This window comes from Geomonas sp. RF6, assembly GCF_021044625.1.
Lineage (GTDB): Bacteria > Desulfobacterota > Desulfuromonadia > Geobacterales > Geobacteraceae > RF6.
On the sequence record NZ_CP087999.1, the window covers coordinates 127,260 to 148,938 of the forward strand.

Here is a 21,679-nt window from a genome sequence, read left to right on the forward strand (position 1 = left end):
TCTCCTTATCTGTCTACCACGAATTCCACCCTTCTGTTTTTCGCCCATGCATCTTCACTGCTTCCTTCCACGGCAGGGCGCTCTTTCCCGTAGCTGACGGTGGAGACGCGGTCTGCACTCAGGCCGAGGGTCTCGAGGTATTTCTTTGCCGCGACAGCACGTTTTTCGCCAAGGGCGAGGTTGTATTCGTCGGAGCCACGCTCGTCGCAGTGCCCCTCGAGGCGGATCTTCATTTTACTGCCGGAGCTCAGCAGCTGGAAATTGCGGTACGCCACTTCGCGCGCCTCCCTGCTGAGGCTTGCGGAGTCGTAGTTGAAGTAGAGGGCCTCCAGAACCAGCCCCTGACTGGCACCTGCACCTGCCTTGCGGGTCTCGTCGACCTCTCCTTCTGCTGCTCCGGGAGAGGCGATAGCGGCGGAGACAGTTTCCTCCTGTACTTCTTTTCTGCCGGCAGCGCCGTTCGCTGCAGAAGAGGATTGTGTCGTCGTGGTCACCGAAGAGTGTGCAGGACTATCGGTTACCGGGGCGGGCTTGTGGGCGCAGCCGGTGATGGCGGCAAGAGTAATGGCAACGACGCAGGCAAGGCTGCGCGCGGTTTTAAGGTTCATCATGTTCATTTGCTCCTTCGTGTGTACATGCAATGCAGGCAGAGAGACGCGAGGGATCGCCCGAATGGACGCATCTATCCCTTCTTCTGCTGCGGAGTCTGCAGGAATTGGAACGAGTGTCGGAGATGGCTAGGAAGGATGAGGTGGGGCAAGGACCTCTGGATAGACTTCCGGAACAGCTTGGTGCACTTCAGGGAATACGAGGACGGAAATGAGCGGCAGGTATGCGGGCAGTTCGATCCCACACCCGAAAAAACAGTTGTAGTCTACGAAAGACTGCTTGGGAGGCTTGTAGTCAGAGGTGCCGGCCTCATCCTCCGTGCTGTCATCGGAGGTGAATGATTTCTGTACCGACACGTTCTCACGAAAATCCTCCACGAAACCCTTGGTATAGATCGTCCCGATGGTCATAGTGAGGATCACCACGACCATCACCAGCGCGAGATGGCTGGCGTTATACCGCATGTGCTGGAGGCAGACGTACATCGTGAGACTCATAATGGAGGTTGGTGAAATTGAAGCGGGAATATAATTTAGCGCCCTGTTCAAAGTCAAGGGCAATCGGAAAGAGCTTCCGAACCCGGATTCTCTGTGCCCGGAATCAGCTCCTTTCCGGCGTTTGCGCCGGCCCGTCCGACCCTGCCGGGTACTCCTGAAGTGGAACGGCCCCCTCAAGCCACCCCCTCAGAATCGGCTCGACGATCTCCCAGCATGCCTCAGCCTCGTCCCAGCGGACGAAGTTCGTCTGCCTTCCGCGAAAGACGTCAAAAAGCAGGCGGGAATACGGAGAAAGCTCCTGCTCCACCAGGTCTGTGTCGAGCTCCACATAGCGGGGGGGACACGCGTCGCACCGGCCCGCGATGTTCACCCCCAGCGAGATACGGTCCGGGTTTAGTCCCAGCCGCAGGACGTTGTGCGCCAGCGCTTCCCCCCCTATGGAGAAGAGGCGCTGGGGCTCCCCCCTGAAGCGGATGACGATCTCCATGCGGTCCTTACCCAGAGCCTTTCCTGTGCGCAGGAGGAAGGGAACACCTCGCCACCTTTCGCTGTCGATGAAAAGCTCAACGCTCGCAAAGGTCTCCGTATCACGTGCCGGGTCCACGCCATTCTCATCCCGGTACGCCGGCACCTGGCGGGCACCGATCTGTCCCGCGCCGTAACGCCCCCGAACCGTCCCCTGCCGCACCTCCACCGCTGACAGGCGCCGTACCTGCTGCAGCACCTCCACCTTGCGCCCGCGGAAATCCCCCTCCGCAAGGCTTTCCGGCGCCTCCATCGCGACGATGCACATCAGCTGCAGCAGGTGGTTCTGGATCATGTCCTTCAGCGCCCCCGCCCGATCGTAGTACACGGCACGACCTTCGAGGGTGAGGGTCTCGTCCCAGCAAATCTCCACCCGCTCGATGTGCTCCCGGCTCCAGAGAGGGGAAAATATGCGGTTCATGAAGCGCAGCCCGAGCAGGTTGTGCACCGTCTGCTCCCCCAGGAAGCTGTCCATGCGGTAAACGCTCTCCTCGGCGAAGTGCTGCCGCAGCAGGAGGTTGAGGGAGCGGGCGGCGGAGAGAGTATCTCCGAACGGCTTCTCAAAGACAAAGGCACTCCCGGCTGGGGGGGCGAGGCGCGCCAGTGCCCGCACCAGCGGCGTGAAGAGGGCAGGTGGAAGGGCGAGATAAAAGACCGCCGGCTCCCGCACAGTCCCCAGAGCTGCCAGGACCGCCTCCTCGTTGGAGACGTCCGCAGTGGCGTAGTGGAGCCTCTCCAGAAAGTCTCCCGAGAGAAGATGCTGCGGCACGAAGGGGCGACTTCTCTGCACGATGTGGCTGCGAAATGAGGTGCTATCCCACTCCTCGCGAGCGATGCCGAGGACGGAGAAGCCTTCGGGAAGTCTCCCGCCAGCATGAAGCTCGCACAGCGCAGGCATGAGGAAACGCGAGGTGAGATCGCCGGTGGCTCCGAAAATGATCAGGAGCTTTTTCATCTTTTCCGTCCCTCTCGATCGCGGCGGGACAAAAGGACGCCGCTGGAGATGAGTCCCACGTGGCTGAAGGCTTGGGGGAAGTTTCCAAGGAACGCACCACTGGCCGGATCGATCTCCTCCGGCAGCAGCCCCAGCCTGTTCGCCCTGCCGCACAGCGAATCGTACAGCGCGTGTGCCTCATCCAGACGCCCCTGCTGTGCGAGGTTGTCCGCGAGCCAGAAGGAGCACAGAAGGAAGGCGCCCTCCTCTCCCGGCAGGCCGTCCGGAGAGACTCGAGGGAGGTAGCGATAGAGAAGGCCATTCCCTGCATCGAGGTGACGCGCCACGGCCGCGGTGGTCGCGACCATGCGCGGATGGTCCGCCCGGAGGACCCGCCTCATAGGCAGGACCAGCAGGCTGGCGTCGAGCGCCCCGCCGCCGAGGTGCTCGGTGAGGGCCTGCTTCTCCGGGTCCCAGGCATCCTCCAGAATCGTGCTGCGGATCGTTTCCGCCTCCGAGAGCCACCCTGCGGCATCACCCGGGAAACCAAGCTCTGTGGCCATGCGCGCGCCCCGCTCGAGAGCCACATGGCACAGTGCCGCCGAATAGGTGAAAGGGCGGCCGGAGGTGCGTACCTCCCAGATCCCCTGGTCGGGGATGCGCCACGCCTCCCGGGCGCCTTCCACGAGGGCGTGCAGGCGGGACCACAGGTGGGAGTCGATCCTCCCCCCTCCGCGGGCCCACTGGTAGGCGCAGTCGATGATCTCGCCGTAGACGTCGTGCTGCCGCTGGTCGGCGGCTGCGTTCCCCCAGCGCACCGGCGCCGAGCGGCGGTACCCCTCCAGCGAAGGGTCGATCCTTTCCAGCGGAGGCTGCTCCCCGTGCAGGTTGTACAGGACGCGGGGGCGTCCGTCCTTTTCGATGGCATCCAGCACCCAGGTCAAAAACCCCGCCGCCGTCTTCGTCATCCCAATCCGTCTGAGGGCATAGACGCAGAGCGCCGTGTCCCGGACCCAGGCATAGCGGTAATCCCAGTTTCGCGCGCCCCCCACCCTCTCGGGGAGGGAGGAGGTCGCGGCCGCCACCAGAGCTCCGGTAGGAAGATAATCGAGGAGCTTGATAGTGATCGCGGAGCGGCGCACCAGCATCTCCTGCGGCCCCTGATAGTTAAAACCCGCAATCCACCGGCGCCAGGCCCGGAGCGTCTCCTCGATGAGCGTCTCGGGCGCTCCGGAGCCGTGCCTCGAGCTTCCCTCTCCCCAGCGAAGGATGAGATGAAACCGCTCCCCCTCCCGTGCGCTATAGGACGATGACAGGCCGTGCATCTCCGGGGAGAACAGGTGAAGATTGAGGTGCGGCTGCAGGGCCCACCTGATGCGGCACGCCCCGCCCCCCCCCTCGACGGCACCTCCTCCGCGTGGCGCTACCGACACCCGGATCTGCGGATTCCCCTGGAGCACCTCCACTCTCCTAATCAGTTCGCACCTCCCTGCCGCGACATCCTCGGAAAGGTCCGCCCCGGACCGGAGCGTGAGAGCATCGGTAATCCGGATGGTTCCGGAAGCGCCCCGCAGCTCGGTGATCAGCACCCCGCTCTCCTCCAGGTAGTACTGCCGCGACTCCACCGCGTCCTCCAGTGTGAGAATGAAGCTGCCACCGTGGGTCGCGTCGAGGATGGCGGCAAATAGCGGGTCAGAGTCAAAGCGCGGGACGCAAAGCCATGAGATAGCACCGTCGGCCCCGACGAGCGCCGCTGTGTCGCCATCACCGACGAGGCCGTGGTCCTCGATGGGCAGGTAGCCGTCATGGCGCTTTATAGCCTTCCAACTTTCATCCATAGTTTTCCCCGCGGCACTGGCCACCGCCGGCATGTGAGGGTAGGACCTTGTAGCTCGTCCCTCTCCTTAATTGTAGCGGGCTTTGTTAGCCGGAAGTGGACCGGATCCGTAGTTGCTTCACATCATCACCACTCACCCTGGCCACCGAGGGGAGAGGAGGGAGAGGCTTGCCTGCGCAAGAGGCCATTCGGTACACTTGAAGATGTGGTGCTTCTAAGTTTCAGGTTTTAGCCACAGAACGACCGCGGGCATCTGCCGCGGCACAGGAGACATCAAAGGGAGGATGCTATGGCACCCATAGGCAAATCGAAAGAGTCGGAAAAAAATCCCAACATAGGGGGAGTCGGCGGCCACTCAGTCAGCAACGTGACCCACGCCTTGCGCGGGACCGACTTTCCCGCCCAGAAGCAGGATCTGATCAAGCAGGCAAAGCAAAATCACGCCACAAAAGAGGCGATGCAAGAGATTGAGCAGATGGAAGAGAAGGAGTACGGCAGCATGGCCGATGTCATGAAGGACTACGGCAAACACCACTGATAGCTCCGATTCCGGGAAGCGCTCCGGCGCCTCCTGCAATCCGCCAGACAGCGGCGCTGCGCCCGCCAAAGCCTTGGGTTCTGCCTTCGGCGAGCGCGGAGACAGGAAATTTTTATGGGCGGAAGGAGTCGCACAGGCATTGTCAAAGTTCTGACAGATGGTAACATTTTTACCAGCCTGACGTATGCCCAGGGGTACCTCGTCGTCCTTGGGCCCTTTTCAGCGGGGATAGCTCAGTGGAAGAGTGCAGCCCCACCAGGGCTGAGGCAGTGGGTTCGACTCCCACTACCCCGCTCCAAGAACTCGAAAGGGGGATGTGCGCTTGGCGCCCATTCCCCTTTCTTTGTGCCACGCGCCTGGCAACGCGTTACTGACCTCGCACCCAGAAAGCCCACGTGCAACGACTATTGTCCTGCCGCCGATCAAGTCTCACTCTGTGCACATATCGGTGCCATTCACTTCATCCTACGGCTCCCTAAATGGCGACCTTACCTGGAGGGCCATCATGCAAGAGTCCCGCTTTACCATCTGGATAGACCTTGATAACTCACCCCACGTCCCCTTCTTTGCCCCCCTACTGAAGGAACTTCGCTCTCGTGGCTTCAGAATCTGGTTAACCGCGAGCTCCCGCTATCAGGTTGCCGATCTGGCGAGTGCCCACGGGCTTTCCCCCTTCCTCGTCAACGGCGGCTACTATGGAAAGAATAAGCTGTTGAAGATTATCGGCGTGGGCCACAGGGCATTAATGATGCTACCTCACCTCCGTCAGATATCACCTGTTCTAGCACTATCCCACGGTTCAAGGGCGCAGATGATGGCGGCAAAAGTCGTGGGTATTCCCGTGGCTACCATCATCGATTATGAGTACGTAAGCATTTCCTTCGCCAGCGTCGACTACCTGATCACACCAGAAATTGTGCCAGACTCAGATTCCTACAGATGCAATAGACACCTGAAATACCGTGGACTGAAAGAGTACGTTTATACGGCGAGTTTTGAACCTTCTGGCGGAGTAATGGCCGGGCTCGGAATCGAAGAAGGGAAAATAGTAGTCACAGTACGCCCGCCGGCTACCGACGCACATTACCATAACGACGCCTCTGAGGTACTGTTCAGAAGGGTGCTGGACCGCGTGGCGCTGGAGGATAACGCCGTCATGGTGGTCGTGCCGCGAAACGAGTCGCAGAGGACTCGACTCCTCCAACAATGCAGGCGGCTGATCGAAAAGGGGAAGGTAGTAATCCCGGCAAAGTCCGTATCCGGGCTCGACCTGATCTGGGAATCGGACGTAGTGGTAAGCGGAGGGGGGACGATGAACCGTGAAGCGGCTGCGCTCGGTGTGCCGGTCTACAGCATATTCAGAGGCAGGATAGGAGCTGTCGATCGTTACCTCGCAGAGGCAGGGCGGATGACGCTGCTCACGTCCACCAGTGACGTGGACACCCAAATGCAGGTGGTAAAGCGAAAGCGACCACAGGTCCTGCCTCGTCATAGCGACACTCTTTTGGACGTGGCGGACTGCATCGAGCAGGCTGTAATTTCCGTTACCTCGGGCAATATCTCCGGCGTCTGCGGTGCGGGGCAGATATCGTGAGATGCCGCTGTCGATCCGCTCGAAGCAGGTGCTACAGCCCTCTGGAGTGAGATTGGCAAAGGACGACGGTAATGTTATCCCTGCCACCTGCCTGTAGTGCCGAAGCTACCAGCAATGCCGCCTTTTCCTCGATGGTGCCGCTCGAGGCGAGAATGGCCGAGATCTCCTGATCCTCGACCATGTCGCTCAATCCGTCCGAACAGAGGAGGAAGATGTCCGCGGGGAGCACCGGACCGCGGATGATGTCCAGCGAAAGGGAGAGGTCGATCCCCAGCGCGCGCAGGATCACGTTTTTCATCGAATGGGAGCGCGCCTGGCGGGGTGTGATGAGCCCTGCTTCCACCTGCCGCTGCACCAGGGAGTGATCCTTCGTCAGTTGCCTGAGTTCCCCTTCCCGAAAAAGGTACGTCCGGCTGTCACCGACGTGTCCGAGAATGTAGCGGTCGTCGCCGAAGGCGATCAGATCGGCGGTGCACCCCATGCTGTTGTAGGCGGGATTCTGCCGCGCGCTCGACAAGATCCGCTCGTTACCGGTCTTGAAAGCCTCTCGAACCAGGGCACTCACATCCTCTCGGTTTTTTGGATACGCCGGAGAGAAGATTTCCCGGACAGCGTCCACGAATATCCTGCTCGCAACCTCCCCTGCCGCCGCCCCGCCCATCCCGTCGGCGACCGCGGCGCATTTCCCCCCGGGCATGATTATGAAGGCGTCCTCGTTGTTGCCGCGCCGCGCTCCCTTGTCCGTCTTTCCTGTTGCAGAGATTTTCATGCAGTAAATACCTTTGCCCGGGCTTTCGACAGAGCTTTTCTCGGCTGATACTCTGGCGGCAGCGCCACCACTCCATGCAGGCAAGAACATGATCTAGGGCCTCGTGTGCGGCGGCTGCGCGCTTTCAGGAGTGGGCAGGTGAGCGGAAGCAGAGGCGCTCGCCGGAACCGGAATCGTTGTGGAGGCCGGGCAGGCGCAGTCAAATCCGAAAAGCTTGGGGTTTTCGCAGATTACGGCGGCGGAGAATATGAGGAAGACGTAGTCGTACGTCTCCTTCGGGATCTCTTTCATGGAGAGGAGCCGCCAGAAGTTGCGCTCCCGCGGGTTTTCCGGCATCCTGCTGATGATCTCCCGCACGTGCCCCTCCCCCCAGTTGTAGGATGCGAGCACCAGAAGTCCGGACGCCTGCGCGTTCGTGCTGTTCAGCTCCTTTATGTATTTTATGGCGGCCACGGTGGCTTTGATGAAATCGTGGCGCTCGTCCTGCGGGTCGTACACCCCCTGGTCGAAAAGGGGCCCGATGCGCAGCCCGTAACGGTCGGCGGTCTGGGAAATGAATTGCCACATCCCCTTCGCACAGCCGTACCGGGTGGGGGGCCCGACGGCCTTCTCGTCAAAATTGCTCTCCTGCAGCGCCAGGAAGAAGTATTGGGGCGGCAGGTTGTTGTCGCTGAGAATCCTGGTGATGATGGGGGTGTACCCCTTCTCCTGCGCCTTCGCGAGCGCAACTTTCAGGCGGTCCGACGACTTCCAGATCCCGATGTAGCGCTTCACCTCGTCGGCGAACCCCGGCGGCATCGCCACCTCGCACTCGCCAAAGACGCGCGCCATGCGCATGATCACCTTGTCCTCGTCGGACAGCTTCCGGTAAATGCCGAGCTCTCTCACGAAGGCGTCGTAGTCCTGCTCGAGCCCTTTGAACTTTGCCCTCTTTGCCTGCAGTTCCGCGACCTGCTGCGGGTTCGCCTGGAGGAGCACCAGATCCTCGAGCTGCGCGATTTGCAGCTCCTGATTTTTCATGGTGTAGAAGATGTTCTGCGCAGTGCTCCGCATCTTCTCCAGCTTGTTTTTCTGGTACAGGATGACGCTGCCGGCGACCAACAGGAGCACGGCGGTGAAGGCAATAAGGTAGCGGTACTTGCGGGTCCTGGACTTGTGGGCGCGGTCGAAGGCGCGGCGAAACATAATGGTCTGCTCGCCCGCGCTCTCCTCGGGCTTGTCGAGGTAGTGCCTGATGATCTGGGTTTCGGAGGAGAAGTCGCGCTCGGGGCGCCTGGGGAGCGGGCCGAGGTGCACGGTCTCCATGATCGGATCGTCGGGAGACGGCTCCGGCGCGGCAGCGGGGTGAGCTGGCAGCCTCGTCGTGGCGCAGGATAGCCAGCGAGATCTGCGGCCCGTTGTCGCCGAGGTTAATGATGGCGGAGTCAGTAAGCCGGGTGCGCTCAATGCGGGTGCCATTGAGGTAGGTGCCGTTGCCGCTTTGCAGATCCTCCACCCACCACTGCGCACCGTCGAAGTCAACCCTCGCGTGCAACCGGCTCACCGCCGGGTCCTTCACCCCATAGTCGGCTCTTTTGCTGCGGCCGATGGTGAAGGAGGCGGAAAAAGATGCCGCCTGCGTCTGAGGCCCTTTGATAACGCGTACTGCTATTGAATCAGACATCGCAGTGCCCCGTTTCTGCTATCGGTGAGAGGCCAGCCACAAGTATCCTGCTTCAAGGCTATTTCGGCTACGCTCCTGCTCCTATCTCTCCTTCACGTACCTAAACGGCTACCCCGTCCGCAGCATACTGTACTCAACACCTATCTGGCAGGCTGCTCAACCTGGCCAAGACGGCGGGAGTCCATCCATCCTATGGCACGCTCTGACTGAACGAGTGATCTCCTTTTTCCTTTACATACAACTCCGACCACTGCACCTTTAGGTAGAAAAGCCGACACTCCGGATGACGTGGAAGAGTTACTTAAGGAGGACGCAGCTTTAACGACTCCTAGCTCCACCCACTTCTTCTTAACGATGCGATCCAGGACCACGCCGCGGGCTATCTCCGGAACGAGGACAAGACCGCAGCCGGTATGCTCACGGCCCAGCGGAACCTTTAATTCAACTCCATCTTTCACCGCAATCAACTGGCCAGGGAGTGTCCGGTCATAGCTCCAAGTCACCACTGTAGCCGTATCATCTTTTGCTTTCCCAGACAGGTAGAAAGAACATCGCTTGCTGACCTCCTCCCCCTGCTCCTCGCGATAATAGCCCGTGAGGTTCCCATGCTCATCTGCGGCCAGCATGAGGCCCTCGTAAATCCCGGGGATGAATCCTCCGCCAGCTACGGAGACAGTAATAGAGGTGAAAGTCACGGCTATCACAGAAGTCGCTACACGGAGTAGACGCAAATTTTTAGGTGCCGATGTACTTGTTGTATTTTTTTGCAATGAGCACGTCGTAGTTGCCATAGTCTTCACCGTTATATAGTCGGGCCATAGTCTGGAAGCTTTTCTCTCTCATTGCCTGAATCAGTCCGGTCTTCCTTTTGCAGTACCCAACGAATGCATCCAGTTGTCCACTCTCACCCAATTTCATTGCCTCAACAAAGCTTTCTACCGTCTTGTAGCCACATGCAGCGAAGTTAAACCCCATAACCTGAAACATCCCCCAGGAAGACGCTTGCAAGGCAGCGGCTAAGTCCAGTTTCATTGCGTCGTCCAAGGTTTTCCATGCAGCGGCATGGCTTCTGTTGTTTTGTTGCCATTCCGGCCCCGCTTTTCTGATGTACCTGTACGACAGCAGAGGGTGAGAGTAATCGTACTTCTTGTGCGTGTATCTTCTGAAAATGTGCCCCTCAAAAGCGATAACAGGTAGGCGGTTGTCCCCAAACCCGCTTTTGCCTCCAGATTCGACCTCTGCGAAAGCTTTGATTATGGCCACAGATACGTCACCTCCAAGAGCGGCTGCTGCACGCTGGTAATCTTCGGCGGTGAGCTTTACGTCAGCTCCCATGCTGGGGGTAAGGATGGAGATGCGCTTCGCCTTCTCAGGAAGAGACTCAGAGCCAGGGGTTCTCGACGCTTCAGGCGAAGCGTGGTCATTGATACCAAGCGGCCCAGGACTGTCACCCCGGCAACAGGCATTAGGAGATGCGGCGTCGTTTAAACCCAAGACACCGGGAGTTCGCGAAGCGGAGGCATTGGGGTCAAATCCTAGCGAAAACCTTGAGCGCGAGTTTGCCATCACTTCCCCCAGAAAGAGTCTTCAACTCCTCAGCACTAAGGGATATTCGTGGTCACCTGCCCCGGCATGACCACCTGGATCACCCCGGCCCAGGCGCACATGCACTTGCAGGTGTTGTCGAGGGCGGGCATGTTGGCGGCAATGACGGTGGGGGCCCCCGGCACCCAGGGAGCCGGAGTGTTCGGGATGCACGGCATGGGGGTCAGCACCCCCATTGCGGCCGCAGTCGCTGCGGCAACGGCGGGGTTCGCAGGGGAGGTGCACAGGCCAAAGGGGAGGATGTTCACCATCGGCTTGTGGTCCATGATGTTGCCGGCGGGCTGGTTGCCGCACATGACCCGGTTCACCGGGAGCACCACAAGGGCGCTCGGCGCCATTCCCATGCTGCACATAAGCTGCGCGCCGTTTACTACTTGCTGGGGCATACCCATCACTCCAAAAGAACTGCCCGCTTGAGCTCGCTCATCTCTTAAGAAGGATAAAGCCGCCGAAGTCGACGACTGCGACACTCCGCTCGCGCTCCATACTCTGCAGATTCCCTGTCTGTATTTCTTAAGTTCCCATGCCCTGCAGGTCCGTCGGTACTGCCAGCCCGCGGTTCTGCATGAGCTTCAGTAATTCCGCCCGTTTGCGGCAGTCGGGAAGGTTAGGGTCGGAGCAGAACCGGCGCTGGCACTCCACCAGATTTTCCGGCACACTGAGTCCGGTTTGATTGACCGCGCGAAAATCCGCGCCACTCAGGAGGAGTTCCTTGGCCCGGTCATACTCCAACTGCATGACCAGATCCATTAGGATTGTCGAACCGTCGGCGTTTTTTGAATTAATATCGGCGCCCTTTGCCAATAGCATCTCGTAGTGGGGCCAATTGTTTTCTGAAATGGCATAAAAGATGAGAGGGACGTCGCCGCTCCTCAGATTTGGGTCGAGTCCGAAATTCAGAAAGAGCCTGAGGTAGTCGGGATCCTTCTCGATGACCGCCACGTCAGCCGCAGCAGCGCCCTTTGGCGTCTTGAAATTGGGATCCCCCCCCAACTGCAGCAATAGCTGCACTATTTTCTTCTGCCTCGACTTGATCGCCACTCTTAAAGGCGTATTTTCGTATTCCCCGACTGCATTGACGTTCACTCCTTCGGCTACCAGTCCCCTCACGGAGTTTTCATCTCCGTCCATAATCGCCCTGACGAGAGCCGTCTCTTTCGGACTTGAAAAATACTTGCTGTAATCCAATCCACCCATTGAGTTACTCCAATTGCAGGAAACGAAAGTAAATAGAGAGCACCAGAAAGTAAATCTACAAATTTTTCGTTTCATCGCCGCAGGCTCTTGTCAATGACGTTGATGTCATCTGCTTTTTGCTGCTCCATACCGGCAATGACATAAGCAGTCTTATGCAGGTCAGCCTTCTTCAGTAAGCTAAGCCTGTTCCTCAACCTCCCACCTAGCCCCGGCGACATCCCTTGCTCGCTTCTTCCGGCGACTATGTCTTCCGCGTTTTCCAGCACGGGGAGCTTGTAAACCGGTCCGGCTGCGGCATAGGTGAGGGTACCGTTTTGCGCCATGGCTCTATGACCTGCCAGTGCGAGGGCGGCTGCCGCCGGCGGTGCAACGGCTCCCATTCCCAGCAGAACCGCACGCTGCACTCCGGGCTGCTGCATGGTATCCAACACTTCGCCATCGGTGACGAAGTTTTGAACGTTGCTGTCGGCGAGATTTCGCGTGTATTCCTTTCCAAATCGTTCGATGGTTTCAGGGTGCACGCCTGCGGGGTCGATGGCGTAAGTGGGGGAGCCAGTAATGATACCGGCAGCAGTCGCCATGCCTCCACCCATAGAGTGACCGGTTATATCGAGGCGGTCGCCGAGTTTCTTTTTCAGTTTCTGCGCTGTTTTTATCGCCGTTGTGTAATGCCCCGTCTCCCCACCAATAGCCTGCACCCCGTCGGCCAAAATGTCGTCCTTTCCTTGTGTGCCTCTAAAAGCGAGTACATACCGTTCCTCTCCGAACACATCTTTTTTTGCCTTGTACAACTCCGGATAATACCCGTCCTTGTACTCCTCGGGGTTGAAGTCGGGTCTTAGCTGGGGGAACATATCGGAGGTGCCCCCGAGCTTCCTCAAATCCTGGTCACTCACCCTGTCCCATCCTTCTGGCGGGTCTCCCCGCCGCACATGGTAGACATCCTCTGCGAGACGCGCCCGCTCCACAGCCACATTGTTGCGTTCCAACCGCTGCGCCGCATGGGCAAGCACATCCCGGCTCTTCCCGGGAGGCATGTGTTGCAGTTTTTCGTTGCTCCTGGCGATCTTAGATTTGCGCTCTGCGACCCGGTCAGCCTTTTTGCCCTTCGGGCAGTGCTGGATCCTCGCTCCTGCCGGCTGCGGCTTAAGCCTTTTCTGTACTGCCTTTTTGGCCGCAGCAACTTTTTGCCGGACAGAGCGTTTGGCTGCGTCTGCCTTTTGCCCGATATACTCCTTTGCACGTCGGGCCTCCTTGTGCACAAATTGTGCGCCATCCCGGGCCTTCAGCTTTACATAGCGAGCAGCCTCGCGGGCTTTCTCCTTTGCGGACACAACGCCGTGCTGCAGCTTTTCCGCGGCAGACCGCCCGGCGGAAACAGCCGCCTTTTCAAGCCCAGCTGCTGCCGCTTTCGTTGTCTTTGCCACGCTGTTGAAGGCGGATCTGGCAGAATCGCTTGCATCCTGGTACACGCTCGTCAATGTGCTACCGAACCATGACATCAGTCTCTCCCGGAAGATTCTTCTTATGCACCGACAGCACCGTCTTCCAATATCCCGGTTACCTCATCGAGGAAACGCCACAGCCACTCTGCCTTTGCGTCACTGCCAAGCTCCAGATCGTTCAGCACATCCTTTACAGAATGGAACCGGTCATCGAAGTCGAGCCCCATAATCCAAGCTGCGACGATGAACGGAGCGACATGGGTCTCGAGGATGAGCTGATGCGATGCTGCCCGTTCGGTCAGCTCCAGTATTTCCCGTTCCAGCTCATCCTTCGGAATTTCCCTCGATTCGGGAAAGTGCTCATTGAGAAAAAGGCGCATGCGCTCGGCATAGATCCCATCTCCCAAAGAAGCAACCTGCTCGTGTCTTATTACCAGCATCTCATTGCCTCCTGCCGTCCCACGCAGGGCGGAGTTGATGGCGAGGGGCGCAGGAGCCTCTCTCGTGTAGCAACGGCGGACAACGCGGGATCAATCATCTTTGCGACGCTCCCGGGAACAGTCATCAAAGGCTGATCTTTTCCTCGCGTAACGTGGATCCGGTCAAAAAGAGTTTTTCTGCCGTTTCCGCATCATCATCTTCCGTGAGATAGGAAGTCACCGGCCCATAAACAGTCTTCAGCTCATCTGAATTGCAGGTAGGAAGATAAATCCGGCACACGCGTGGATCATAGTATCTGAAGTAGAGCGACTTTCCGCTCTCGTCGTGGACAATAAGGAACTGCCGAAAGTGCTTCCTGAGCGTCCCCAAATCGGCCTCGGCTGTCCCGAAAACCCCCCAGTGCTTCCCCCATCCGTTGGTCAGGACCCATTCCGTAAAGGGTGAGTGCCGCTCCAGCACCGCGAGGTAAGGTGCCATCTCGGCAAGATCCGGCTCCAGCTCTCCGCGGTAGAGGCAGACGTACTCCGGCTCGAAGGCGGCCAGGTGCCCCGGGAGGTCCGGCACTGAGGCGCCGTCAAGGATGGCGAACACCGTCCTTGGCTCCCCAGAAAAGAGATGCGTCTTCAGGATATTTACTGCTCGTTGCTCTATCATCTCCAGCCTCCCGGGCCGGCAGCCTATGGTCAGGTGTCGCAGAAGGGCGCACCGCTTTCTGCTGCCGATTTGAGGGCCGCCGCCTGCGGGCCCAGTGTCTTTGGTTTGGGGGGCGGCGAGGGCTTGTCGCTCTTTCCCGCCTCCGCCCTGTCCGCTTCCTTCGGGGGCTTCGCAACGTCGGGTGAGACGCCGGAACCGGAACCGGCAGAGGCTGCGGAGCCGCCGCTGTTGATATTGACCATGGCCCCCTTCACGTTCACCAGGGCATCCCCCATGACGTTCACCATCGCCCCCTTGATGGAGACGCCATCCGGGCCGATGTTCACATAGTTGCCGCCGACCTTCAGTGTCAGCTGCACCCCGGCCTCCAGCACGACCTTCATCCCCGCCTTCAGGTGGATCTCCTGCCCCGCTTCGAGCGCCTGCTTCGCCCCCACCTTCTGCTGCAGGTCCTGCCCAACCTTCAGCGATACCGTCCCCTCCACCTTTTCGTTCTGGTCCCCCTTCACCGTGAGGTGCTTGTCGCCGTCCACCTGCTCCAGCTGGTCCTTTGCGACGATAAGGTGACGGTCGTTTCCTACCCACTCGAGTGAATCCTTCTTTACCCGGACGTCCAGTTGCTTCTCCGCCTGGATGAAGAGCTGCTCGCTCCCCTTCTTGTCCTCGAACCGGATCTCGTTGAAGCCCCCCCCGCCGGTGGAGGAGTTCGTCTTTATGGTGCTCTTCGTCTTTTCCGCCGGGAGCGGATACGGGGGCTTGTTGATCCCGTTGTACACCCGCCCGGTGATGATGGGGCGGTCGGGGTCCCCTTCGAGGAAGTCGACGACCACCTCCTGGCCGATGCGCGGGATGAAGATCGCCCCCCAGTTGGTGCCGGCCCACAGCTGGCTCACCCGGATCCAGCAGGAGCTCTTCTCGTCCTTTTTCCCTTCGCGGTCCCAGTGAAACTGCACCTTCACGCGGCCGTCTTCGTCCGTGTAGATCTCTTCCCCGGCGGGGCCGACCACCACCGCAGTCTGCGAGCCGTGCACCGTTGGCCTGGGGGTAAGCCGCGGGGGACGGAACGGGACCTCTGCGGGGATGCAGGTGAAGCTGTTGCGGTAGTGGAATTCCGCACCCGACTGCACCGACTGGCTCGCGTGGTGCTCGATAGCGGTCAGCACGAAGTCCTTTCCCGACATCTCCCTGCGGTGGAAGCTGTTCAAGGTGAAGCGGTAGCCGGTGCCGAAGGCACGGCAGCTGCTCGTCCCGGTGATGGAGGTGATCTGCGCCTCCTCCTCTTCCATGCGAAAGCGCGCCAGCCGGTCCCCCTCGACTTTTTTACCGTACTCGCCGGGGTAGTCGTAGATCTCCCGCTCGCCCGGGCCGAGCTTGTACTTGCTCGGTAGCTCCACCGACAGGGCGGTATTGGGGACCCGGAAATTGAAGTCGTTCAGGCTGTATTTCCCCGAGCGGATCTCCTGGGTCTTCTCCAGGGAGGTGATGAAATCCTCGTCCTTTCCCGCCTGCTGCACCTGATAGCTCGCCCCCTTCTGCCCGGGACAGGGGAGATTCGCCTGGGGGGCATCCGCCAGCACCAGCTTGTGCTTTCCGTCCGCGTGCTCAAAGAAGTAGTGGATCCCTTCGTCCTCCAGAAGGCGGGAGACGAAGTTGAAGTGGGTCTCCCGGTACTGCACGCAAAACTCCCGCTTCTGGTAGCTTCCCTGCAGCCTCAACTCAAAGTCGGAGAAGCCGAACTCCTTGAAGATCTTCTCCGCGATGTCCGGCACCGACATGTTCTGGTAGATCTTTGACTCGGCGCTGCGCGACAGAAGCCAGAGCCACGGCACGACGGTGGCACGGTAGGAGGAGACCCGGGTGTCGCCGAGGGTGGTTCCGCCGCCGGAGCTCTGGGCAAAGCGGGAAACCACGCCGTTTATGTACCGCTTCCCCCCCCAGCGCAGGTTGATGACAACGGTCACCGCGGTACCGATGATGTCGTCGAAAGAGATGGACTGGTTTTCGGAGACGAGCGCGAGATCGTAGGAGAAGAGCCGGGAGATCCCCTCAGTGCCGTGGAGCGACTCCACCAGCAGCACGTCCTTTCCCAAGGACGTTGCCAGACGCATATGTCGTCTTTCCTGTGTGAAATCAGCCATCGTGCACCTTTCTAGTTGACTGCGGGCTACGGTAGTTAGACGCAGGCCCTGGGGTCAGGCTTTGCATTTTGGTATTCGGTTTTCGTCAGTACCCTTGCGAAAGAACTTGCCTTACATCTGCCGCGGAAATCCCCAAATGCAAGGCCTGACCCCGCCCCCCCACTGACCCCGGGTGGATTCTATTCTTAATTGCACCAGTTGATGTAAAAGCAGGACATGACAGGCAAATCTGGTAGTGTGTGAAGCGCGACCAACACATACCCCAGGAGGAGCCCGCCATGTCCCACACGCATCTTACAGAAAATGAGCGATATGTCATCAGCCATTTGAAGGTGGCGAAATTTAGCCTTCGCGAAATCGGCCGTAGGCTTGGACGCCATCACACAAGCATCATGCGCGAGATTGCGCGCAACGGCCCGACATACCCCGATGGAGTTTACTGGTACACCTTCACGCATGGCACTGCGCTTAAACGTCGTCACCAGCCCAGGTCTTTCCGGCGGCAGGACAACGCCGATCTGGTCGCTTACGTTGAAGAGAAATTGATGCTGGATTGGCCACCTGAAGCCATTGCCGCCAGGCTCAAAATGGATTTCCCAATGGACCGGGCGATGCGCATCAGTCATGAAACCATCTACCGCTGGATTTACCTAGACGCCAGAGAAGGTGGCGAGCTTCACAAGCATCTTCGCCGTCGGAGGCGGAATCGCCGTAGGCAAACGCGCTACTGCGCAGGACGGCGGTTCATTCCGGGTCGAGTCTCAATTAAGGAGAGGCCGGCAGTAGTTGGTACCAGAGAACGATTTGGGGACTGGGAAGGCGACACGCTGCACGGTGCGAAAGGCGCAGGAAACCTTGCCACGTACGTTGAGCGCAAGAGCCGCTTTTTACTTGCCGCAAGACTCGCAGACAGAAGGGCCGCAACCATGACGGATCATAGCGCGAGGTGCTTCAGCCCTCTGCCCGAGATCCTCTGCCAGACAGTAACCGTTGATAACGGTAGTGAGTTTGCGGAATTCAAAGATCTGGAAACTAAGACAGGGCTTACCGTGTATTTCGCGGATCCTTATGCGTCTTGGCAGCGTGGCACCAATGAGAACACAAACGGCATCTTGCGGCACTACTTTCCGAAGGGGTTCGACTTCAGGACCCTATCAGAGGAAGAAATTCAGCAGGTCGTGAAACAGGTCAACGATCGACCACGAAAGTGCCTCGGCTACCGGACTCCTGCGGAAGTTCTGCGTGCATCATTCGGTGGTGCATTTACAACTTGAATTCACCCCGCCCCCCCACAGTCGGCCACGTACGCTGCGTTTTTTCGTTTTATGAACTTTTGGCAATTCCTATCATCTCAGGGGCAATAAGCTCTGCAGCGACGTCTTCAAATCAAGTTTTAATATACCCGCGAATATTGAGTGCTTTCTCGATCTGATCAATATTGTGGCCCTCGGCCTTTCTTCTCCAGTACCCAATCTTAGGGTAGTTAGCTTCTTCTAGCGTTATGCTTTGGGTATTGCCATCATCATCTACATGGGTAACCAAGGCAACGTGTCCATTCTCCTTGAAGGGGCCAGATGTGACCTCTATGACTGCTACTCTCCCTTTCTTCGCCTTTTTCGTCTCCGCCAATCTCAGCTTCTCAGCCCAGGATGTGAGGTTTGAGGATGGGAGATGAACCCGCTTGATATTTCGTAGGTATCCAACACAATTTCCTGCATGAGGTCCCCCCGCGTTCAAAAGCTCGGAATGGACAGTGACGCCTTTATGCGTTTCTTTTTTCTTAGACATTTCCTCCTCCTCGGAAAAAGAGATTCCCCCCATTTGTTCTCAAGCACCCATGCGTTTCGGGACGAGAGGCCGCAAAAGCCTTACCTCTGCACGCACCTCTCCTCCTTCTACCGCGCAGGTGACACGTTAGATGCTGCATTCTTCATGAGCGACATACATAGTGACAGCGAGTTGAGCCACAGATAGGACTAATAGTGTCACAGCCAATGGTATACCGACGCCGGTGGCGGCTGTTCCAGCGGCGACCATGGTATGTGCGGCAATACCGGTGGATACACCTGACGCTGCAAGATCGGCCCAAGCCCCCATGCACTTACTCTTTTGGTCATCAGCAGCCAAATTCACAGCCAGTGCAAACTTTTTAATACCAGTTAGCTGTTATGGTAGCGATTGCTGTTGTAGGAGTGAGAGCCCAAACTTTCATCAGCTGCAGGGTTTGCAGCATCTCGCCAACGAAAAAGTTTCCTACTTTAAGAGAAGCTGAACCAATGTCTTTACTCACGAGTCCTGACATCGCTAAAGCTTTGTTAGAAAGGGAGAATGCAAGTTGTTGACCTGTAGGCAATCCTCCTTTCGCTAAAGCAAGTATCTCCTGAAGTTGAACTGCCATAAACTTCAAAACGTCTGCACTACTTACCGCAGCTCTTGTAGCAGGAGTGTCGACATGGCTCAGAGCTATTCGGACGGCTTCTTCAAATGACACATCATATCGGCAACTGGACTCTTCATAAAATTCCACTGGGACCTCCTTCAGTCGATTTAGATCAAGTTAAATCCGAAGCCTTCCCCCTCCAGCGCCACATTCACCTCCTTGAACTGCTCCCCGATCGCCATCCGTGACAGAATCTCCTTCGACATCTCCGGCAGGAGCGTGTTGGTGAGGATGTGGTCCACATTTCTCGCGCCGCTGTCCACTTCGGTGCAGCGGGCCGCGATGCTGTCGATCAGGGATTCGTCGTAACCCAAGGTCACGTTTCTGTTCTCCTTGAGGCGCTTCGCGATCTTGTTCACCTTGAGCTTCACGATCTGTTTCATGATCACGTCTGAGATCGGGTAGTACGGCACCACTTTCATGCGCCCCAGAAACGCGGGCTTGAAGTGCTTGGTGAGCTCGGGGCGCAGCATCTCGGCGAGCCCCTGCCAGGTGGGCCGCGTCTCTTCGTCGGCGCACGCCTTCATGATGAGGTCGGTGCCGAGATTGGTGGTGAGGATGATCAGCGTGTTCTTGAAGTCAATCTTTCTCCCCTCGCCATCTTCCAGCGTTCCCTTGTCGAAGACCTGGAAGAAGAGCTCCATGACGTCCGGGTGCGCCTTTTCCACCTCGTCGAGAAGCACCACGCTGTAGGGGCGTTTGCGCACCGCCTCGGTGAGCACCCCGCCCTCTCCGTAGCCGACATACCCGGGGGGGGACCCCTTCAGCGAGGAGACGGTGTGCGCTTCCTGGTATTCCGACATGTTGATGGTGATAAGGTTTTCCTCGCCGCCGTAGAGAAGCTCGGAGAGTGCGAGCGCGGTCTCCGTCTTCCCCACCCCCGACGGGCCGGCGAACATGAGGACGGCTGTCGGCTTCGAAGGGTCATCGATACCTGCGTGGGCGGTCTGCACCATCTGCGCTATGGCGGCAAGGGCGTGGTCCTGGCCGATAATGCGCTCGGCGAGGAGCTTCTCCATGTTGAGCACTGTCTGGATCTCGTCCAGCAGCATCCGGCCGGTGGGGATCCCGGTCCACCCGGAGATCACCTCCGAGATGATCTGGCCATTCACTTCGGTCTGCACCAGAGGGTCCTTACCCTGCAGCGCTTTTAGCTCCGACTCCAGCGCCTTCAGCTCGTCGCGTTTTGTGGAAACCGCCGGGTCCGCGGCATCTGCGGCCGCAGCTTCGTGAATCTCCTGCTGCAGCGCGATGATCTTTTCCGCAATCTCCTTCTCCTTTTGCCACCGGGCCTGCAGCGCCTCCAGCCTCGCGACCGCGTCCTCCTTCTCCCGCTCCAGAGCCGCCAGACGCTCGTCATGCACACGCCCGATGGTCGTCTCCCGCGCCAGTATCCGGGTCTCGCGCTCGATCTGCGCAAGGCGCCGGTTCAGGTCATCAAGTGCCGGGGGTACCGTGCTCATGCCGATGGCGACGCGGGCGCAGGCTGTATCGAGCACGCTCACGGACTTGTCAGGGAGCTGGCGTGCCGGGATGTACCGGTGCGACAGACGAACGGAGTCGACGAGCGCGTCATCGGTGATGAGGACCTTGTGGTGCTTCTCCAGGAAAGGGGCCACCGCCCGCATCATCATGACCGCCTTCTCCTCGTCCGGCTCCTCAACCTTCACCACCTGGAAGCGCCGGGTGAGCGCGGGGTCCTTCTCGAAGTACTTCTTGTATTCCGCCCAGGTGGTGGCGGCGATGGTGCGCATCTCGCCCCGCGCCAGCGCCGGCTTCAGGAGGTTTGCGGCATCGCTCGTCCCCGCCGCGCCCCCGGCACCGATAAGGGTGTGCGCCTCGTCGATGAAGAGGATGATGGGGATCGGCGAGGACTTGATCTCGTTGATGACGCTCTTCATGCGGTTCTCGAACTCCCCCTTGATCCCCGCCCCCGCCTGCAGCAACCCGAGATCGAGGGTCCTGATCTCCACATTGCGCAGCGGCGGCGGCACGTCCCCCTCCACAATCTTCAGGGCGAAACCTTCCACCACCGCGGTCTTTCCGACCCCCGCCTCGCCCGTGAGGATGGGGTTGTTCTGGCGGCGCCTGATCAGGATGTCGGCCATCTGCCGCACCTCGAAATCGCGCCCCAGCACCGGGTCGATCTCGCCCTTTTTCGCCTTCTCCGTGAGGTTGATGGTGTACTGATCCAGCGCGCGTGTCCCCGCAGCGGCAGGTGCCGGGTCCGCGCCCTGCGCCTCAGGCTCGCCCTGGCGACCGCCCTGCGCCCGGTCCTCTACCGAGCCGGCGGTGAGGTCCCGGAGGCTGGCCGACAGCGTCTCCAGGGAGATCTTCTTGAAGGTGTCGGAGGAGACGGCCATCACCCGGGCCAGTTCCTCGTCTGAGAGGAGCCCGACCAGGATGTGCCCCGAGCGGACCGCGGCAGAGGCGTGCTCGATGGAGGCGATCAGCCACCCCTCCCGAATCATGCGAGGGATGCGCGGCGACAGGGCCGGCGTGCGTGCGTTACCGGTCTTGAAACCGTCTATGGTGCGGGTCAGGTCAGTTCTGAAGCGGCTCTCGTTGATCTCGAAGTGCCGCAGGATCTTGTGCAGGTCGGTGTTGGGGATGTCCAGGAGCTTCAGGAGGAAGTGCTCGATGTCGATCTCGTAGTGCGTCTGGGACAAGCAAAGCCCCGCCGCCTGCTCCAGCGCCACGCGAGACGGCTCGTTCAGCTTGTCGATCAGCGACTTCAGGTTGGCTTTTGCCATCGGTACCCTCCATTTAAATGCACGGCAATCACGTTCGTCG

The 21,679-nt window shown here is 59.2% G+C and carries 20 protein-coding genes, 1 tRNA gene and 1 pseudogene; 4 read left to right on the top strand and 18 right to left on the bottom strand.

Translation table 11 applies throughout. From position 1 onward, the window contains the following. Positions 1-5: 5 nt before the first annotated feature. The 4 genes from pal to LPW11_RS00555 all read right to left on the bottom strand — a co-directional run bounded on the left by pal (position 6) and on the right by LPW11_RS00555 (position 4,403). Complete coding sequence (gene pal / locus LPW11_RS00540) at positions 6-611, bottom strand: peptidoglycan-associated lipoprotein Pal (RefSeq protein WP_230996176.1); 606 nt, start codon at positions 609-611, stop codon at positions 6-8. Between the two features lie 126 nt (positions 612-737). After that, complete coding sequence (locus LPW11_RS00545) at positions 738-1,094, bottom strand: hypothetical protein (protein ID WP_230996177.1); 357 nt, start codon at positions 1,092-1,094, stop codon at positions 738-740. A gap of 115 nt (positions 1,095-1,209) precedes the next feature. Continuing rightward, positions 1,210-2,586 carry a glucose-6-phosphate dehydrogenase gene (locus LPW11_RS00550; RefSeq protein ID WP_230996178.1) on the bottom strand — a complete coding sequence of 459 codons (1,377 nt, stop codon included), beginning with the start codon at positions 2,584-2,586 and terminating at the stop codon, positions 1,210-1,212. Further along, complete coding sequence (locus tag LPW11_RS00555; RefSeq protein WP_230996179.1) at positions 2,583-4,403, bottom strand: glycoside hydrolase family 15 protein; 1,821 nt, start codon at positions 4,401-4,403, stop codon at positions 2,583-2,585. The genes LPW11_RS00550 and LPW11_RS00555 overlap by 4 nt, the downstream gene beginning before the upstream one ends. 288 nt (positions 4,404-4,691) lie before the next feature. On the opposite strand from LPW11_RS00555, the gene LPW11_RS00560 reads away from it, so the two are divergent. The 3 genes from LPW11_RS00560 (at position 4,692) to LPW11_RS00570 (ending at position 6,534) form a co-directional block, all read left to right on the top strand. Then, entirely contained in the window at positions 4,692-4,940 is a 249-nt protein-coding gene (locus tag LPW11_RS00560) for a DUF2795 domain-containing protein (RefSeq protein WP_230996180.1), read from the top strand. A gap of 222 nt (positions 4,941-5,162) precedes the next feature. After that, positions 5,163-5,238 (top strand) — tRNA-Gly (locus LPW11_RS00565). A 207-nt stretch (positions 5,239-5,445) separates the two neighbouring features. Next, positions 5,446-6,534, top strand: a complete 1,089-nt coding sequence (locus LPW11_RS00570) for a DUF354 domain-containing protein (RefSeq protein ID WP_230996181.1) — start codon at positions 5,446-5,448, stop codon at positions 6,532-6,534. Between the two features lie 31 nt (positions 6,535-6,565). On the opposite strand, the gene LPW11_RS00575 is transcribed toward LPW11_RS00570, so the two are convergent. From LPW11_RS00575 to LPW11_RS00620, 11 genes and pseudogenes are all read right to left on the bottom strand, one after another. Next, positions 6,566-7,303, bottom strand: coding sequence for a Stp1/IreP family PP2C-type Ser/Thr phosphatase (locus LPW11_RS00575; RefSeq protein WP_230996182.1), 738 nt, complete (start codon positions 7,301-7,303; stop codon positions 6,566-6,568). 93 nt (positions 7,304-7,396) lie between these two features. Then, positions 7,397-8,608, bottom strand: a complete 1,212-nt coding sequence (locus LPW11_RS00580; protein ID WP_230996183.1) for a lytic transglycosylase domain-containing protein — start codon at positions 8,606-8,608, stop codon at positions 7,397-7,399. A gap of 109 nt (positions 8,609-8,717) precedes the next feature. After that, positions 8,718-8,966: pseudogene (locus LPW11_RS22455) on the bottom strand (FHA domain-containing protein); the annotation flags it as partial. Between the two features lie 140 nt (positions 8,967-9,106). Beyond that, entirely contained in the window at positions 9,107-9,592 is a 486-nt protein-coding gene (locus LPW11_RS00585; protein WP_230996184.1) for a hypothetical protein, read from the bottom strand. Positions 9,593-9,701: 109 nt separating this feature from the next. Further along, on the bottom strand, positions 9,702-10,532 hold the full coding sequence (locus tag LPW11_RS00590) for an N-acetylmuramidase family protein (RefSeq protein WP_230996185.1): 831 nt from the start codon (positions 10,530-10,532) through the stop codon (positions 9,702-9,704). Positions 10,533-10,567: 35 nt separating this feature from the next. Further along, entirely contained in the window at positions 10,568-10,957 is a 390-nt protein-coding gene (locus LPW11_RS00595) for a DUF4280 domain-containing protein (protein ID WP_230996186.1), read from the bottom strand. A gap of 127 nt (positions 10,958-11,084) precedes the next feature. Beyond that, on the bottom strand, positions 11,085-11,768 hold the full coding sequence (locus tag LPW11_RS00600; RefSeq protein ID WP_230996187.1) for an ankyrin repeat domain-containing protein: 684 nt from the start codon (positions 11,766-11,768) through the stop codon (positions 11,085-11,087). A gap of 71 nt (positions 11,769-11,839) precedes the next feature. After that, positions 11,840-13,270: a hypothetical protein gene (locus LPW11_RS00605; protein ID WP_230996188.1), complete on the bottom strand. Its 1,431-nt coding sequence runs from the start codon at positions 13,268-13,270 to the stop codon at positions 11,840-11,842. 23 nt (positions 13,271-13,293) lie between these two features. Next, entirely contained in the window at positions 13,294-13,653 is a 360-nt protein-coding gene (locus tag LPW11_RS00610; protein ID WP_230996189.1) for a hypothetical protein, read from the bottom strand. A gap of 124 nt (positions 13,654-13,777) precedes the next feature. Beyond that, a complete protein-coding gene (locus LPW11_RS00615) occupies positions 13,778-14,308 on the bottom strand; it encodes a DUF4123 domain-containing protein (protein WP_230996190.1) in 531 nt (176 codons plus the stop codon). Positions 14,309-14,337: 29 nt separating this feature from the next. Continuing rightward, positions 14,338-16,416 (bottom strand): type VI secretion system Vgr family protein, encoded by a 2,079-nt coding sequence (locus tag LPW11_RS00620; RefSeq protein WP_230996191.1) that lies wholly within the window; start codon positions 16,414-16,416, stop codon positions 14,338-14,340. 308 nt (positions 16,417-16,724) lie between these two features. Here LPW11_RS00620 and LPW11_RS00625 point away from each other — a divergent pair, with 308 nt between their 5' ends. Further along, entirely contained in the window at positions 16,725-17,720 is a 996-nt protein-coding gene (locus LPW11_RS00625; RefSeq protein ID WP_230994357.1) for an IS30 family transposase, read from the top strand. Between the two features lie 112 nt (positions 17,721-17,832). Here LPW11_RS00625 and LPW11_RS00630 read toward each other — a convergent pair whose 3' ends face one another. The 3 genes from LPW11_RS00630 to tssH all read right to left on the bottom strand — a co-directional run bounded on the left by LPW11_RS00630 (position 17,833) and on the right by tssH (position 21,639). Then, a complete protein-coding gene (locus tag LPW11_RS00630) occupies positions 17,833-18,234 on the bottom strand; it encodes a CHAP domain-containing protein (RefSeq protein WP_230996192.1) in 402 nt (133 codons plus the stop codon). 361 nt (positions 18,235-18,595) lie between these two features. Continuing rightward, positions 18,596-18,973, bottom strand: a complete 378-nt coding sequence (locus tag LPW11_RS00635) for a hypothetical protein (RefSeq protein WP_230996193.1) — start codon at positions 18,971-18,973, stop codon at positions 18,596-18,598. A gap of 20 nt (positions 18,974-18,993) precedes the next feature. After that, a complete protein-coding gene (tssH, locus tag LPW11_RS00640; protein ID WP_230996194.1) occupies positions 18,994-21,639 on the bottom strand; it encodes a type VI secretion system ATPase TssH in 2,646 nt (881 codons plus the stop codon). Positions 21,640-21,679 lie beyond the last annotated feature (40 nt).

Coding starts and splice junctions, on each gene's coding strand:
- LPW11_RS00555 (WP_230996179.1), bottom strand. CDS start 4,403: ATGGATGAAAGTTGGAAGGCTATAAAGCGCCATGACGGCTACCTGCCC.
- LPW11_RS00620 (WP_230996191.1), bottom strand. CDS start 16,416: ATGCGTCTGGCAACGTCCTTGGGAAAGGACGTGCTGCTGGTGGAGTCG.
- pal (WP_230996176.1), bottom strand. CDS start 611: ATGATGAACCTTAAAACCGCGCGCAGCCTTGCCTGCGTCGTTGCCATT.
- LPW11_RS00615 (WP_230996190.1), bottom strand. CDS start 14,308: ATGATAGAGCAACGAGCAGTAAATATCCTGAAGACGCATCTCTTTTCT.
- LPW11_RS00570 (WP_230996181.1), top strand. CDS start 5,446: ATGCAAGAGTCCCGCTTTACCATCTGGATAGACCTTGATAACTCACCC.
- LPW11_RS00630 (WP_230996192.1), bottom strand. CDS start 18,234: ATGTCTAAGAAAAAAGAAACGCATAAAGGCGTCACTGTCCATTCCGAG.
- LPW11_RS00610 (WP_230996189.1), bottom strand. CDS start 13,653: ATGCTGGTAATAAGACACGAGCAGGTTGCTTCTTTGGGAGATGGGATC.
- LPW11_RS00560 (WP_230996180.1), top strand. CDS start 4,692: ATGGCACCCATAGGCAAATCGAAAGAGTCGGAAAAAAATCCCAACATA.
- LPW11_RS00605 (WP_230996188.1), bottom strand. CDS start 13,270: ATGTCATGGTTCGGTAGCACATTGACGAGCGTGTACCAGGATGCAAGC.
- LPW11_RS00590 (WP_230996185.1), bottom strand. CDS start 10,532: ATGGCAAACTCGCGCTCAAGGTTTTCGCTAGGATTTGACCCCAATGCC.
- LPW11_RS00575 (WP_230996182.1), bottom strand. CDS start 7,303: ATGAAAATCTCTGCAACAGGAAAGACGGACAAGGGAGCGCGGCGCGGC.
- LPW11_RS00585 (WP_230996184.1), bottom strand. CDS start 9,592: ATGCTGGCCGCAGATGAGCATGGGAACCTCACGGGCTATTATCGCGAG.
- LPW11_RS00545 (WP_230996177.1), bottom strand. CDS start 1,094: ATGTACGTCTGCCTCCAGCACATGCGGTATAACGCCAGCCATCTCGCG.
- LPW11_RS00580 (WP_230996183.1), bottom strand. CDS start 8,608: ATGGAGACCGTGCACCTCGGCCCGCTCCCCAGGCGCCCCGAGCGCGAC.
- tssH (WP_230996194.1), bottom strand. CDS start 21,639: ATGGCAAAAGCCAACCTGAAGTCGCTGATCGACAAGCTGAACGAGCCG.
- LPW11_RS00595 (WP_230996186.1), bottom strand. CDS start 10,957: ATGCCCCAGCAAGTAGTAAACGGCGCGCAGCTTATGTGCAGCATGGGA.
- LPW11_RS00550 (WP_230996178.1), bottom strand. CDS start 2,586: ATGAAAAAGCTCCTGATCATTTTCGGAGCCACCGGCGATCTCACCTCG.
- LPW11_RS00625 (WP_230994357.1), top strand. CDS start 16,725: ATGTCCCACACGCATCTTACAGAAAATGAGCGATATGTCATCAGCCAT.
- LPW11_RS00600 (WP_230996187.1), bottom strand. CDS start 11,768: ATGGGTGGATTGGATTACAGCAAGTATTTTTCAAGTCCGAAAGAGACG.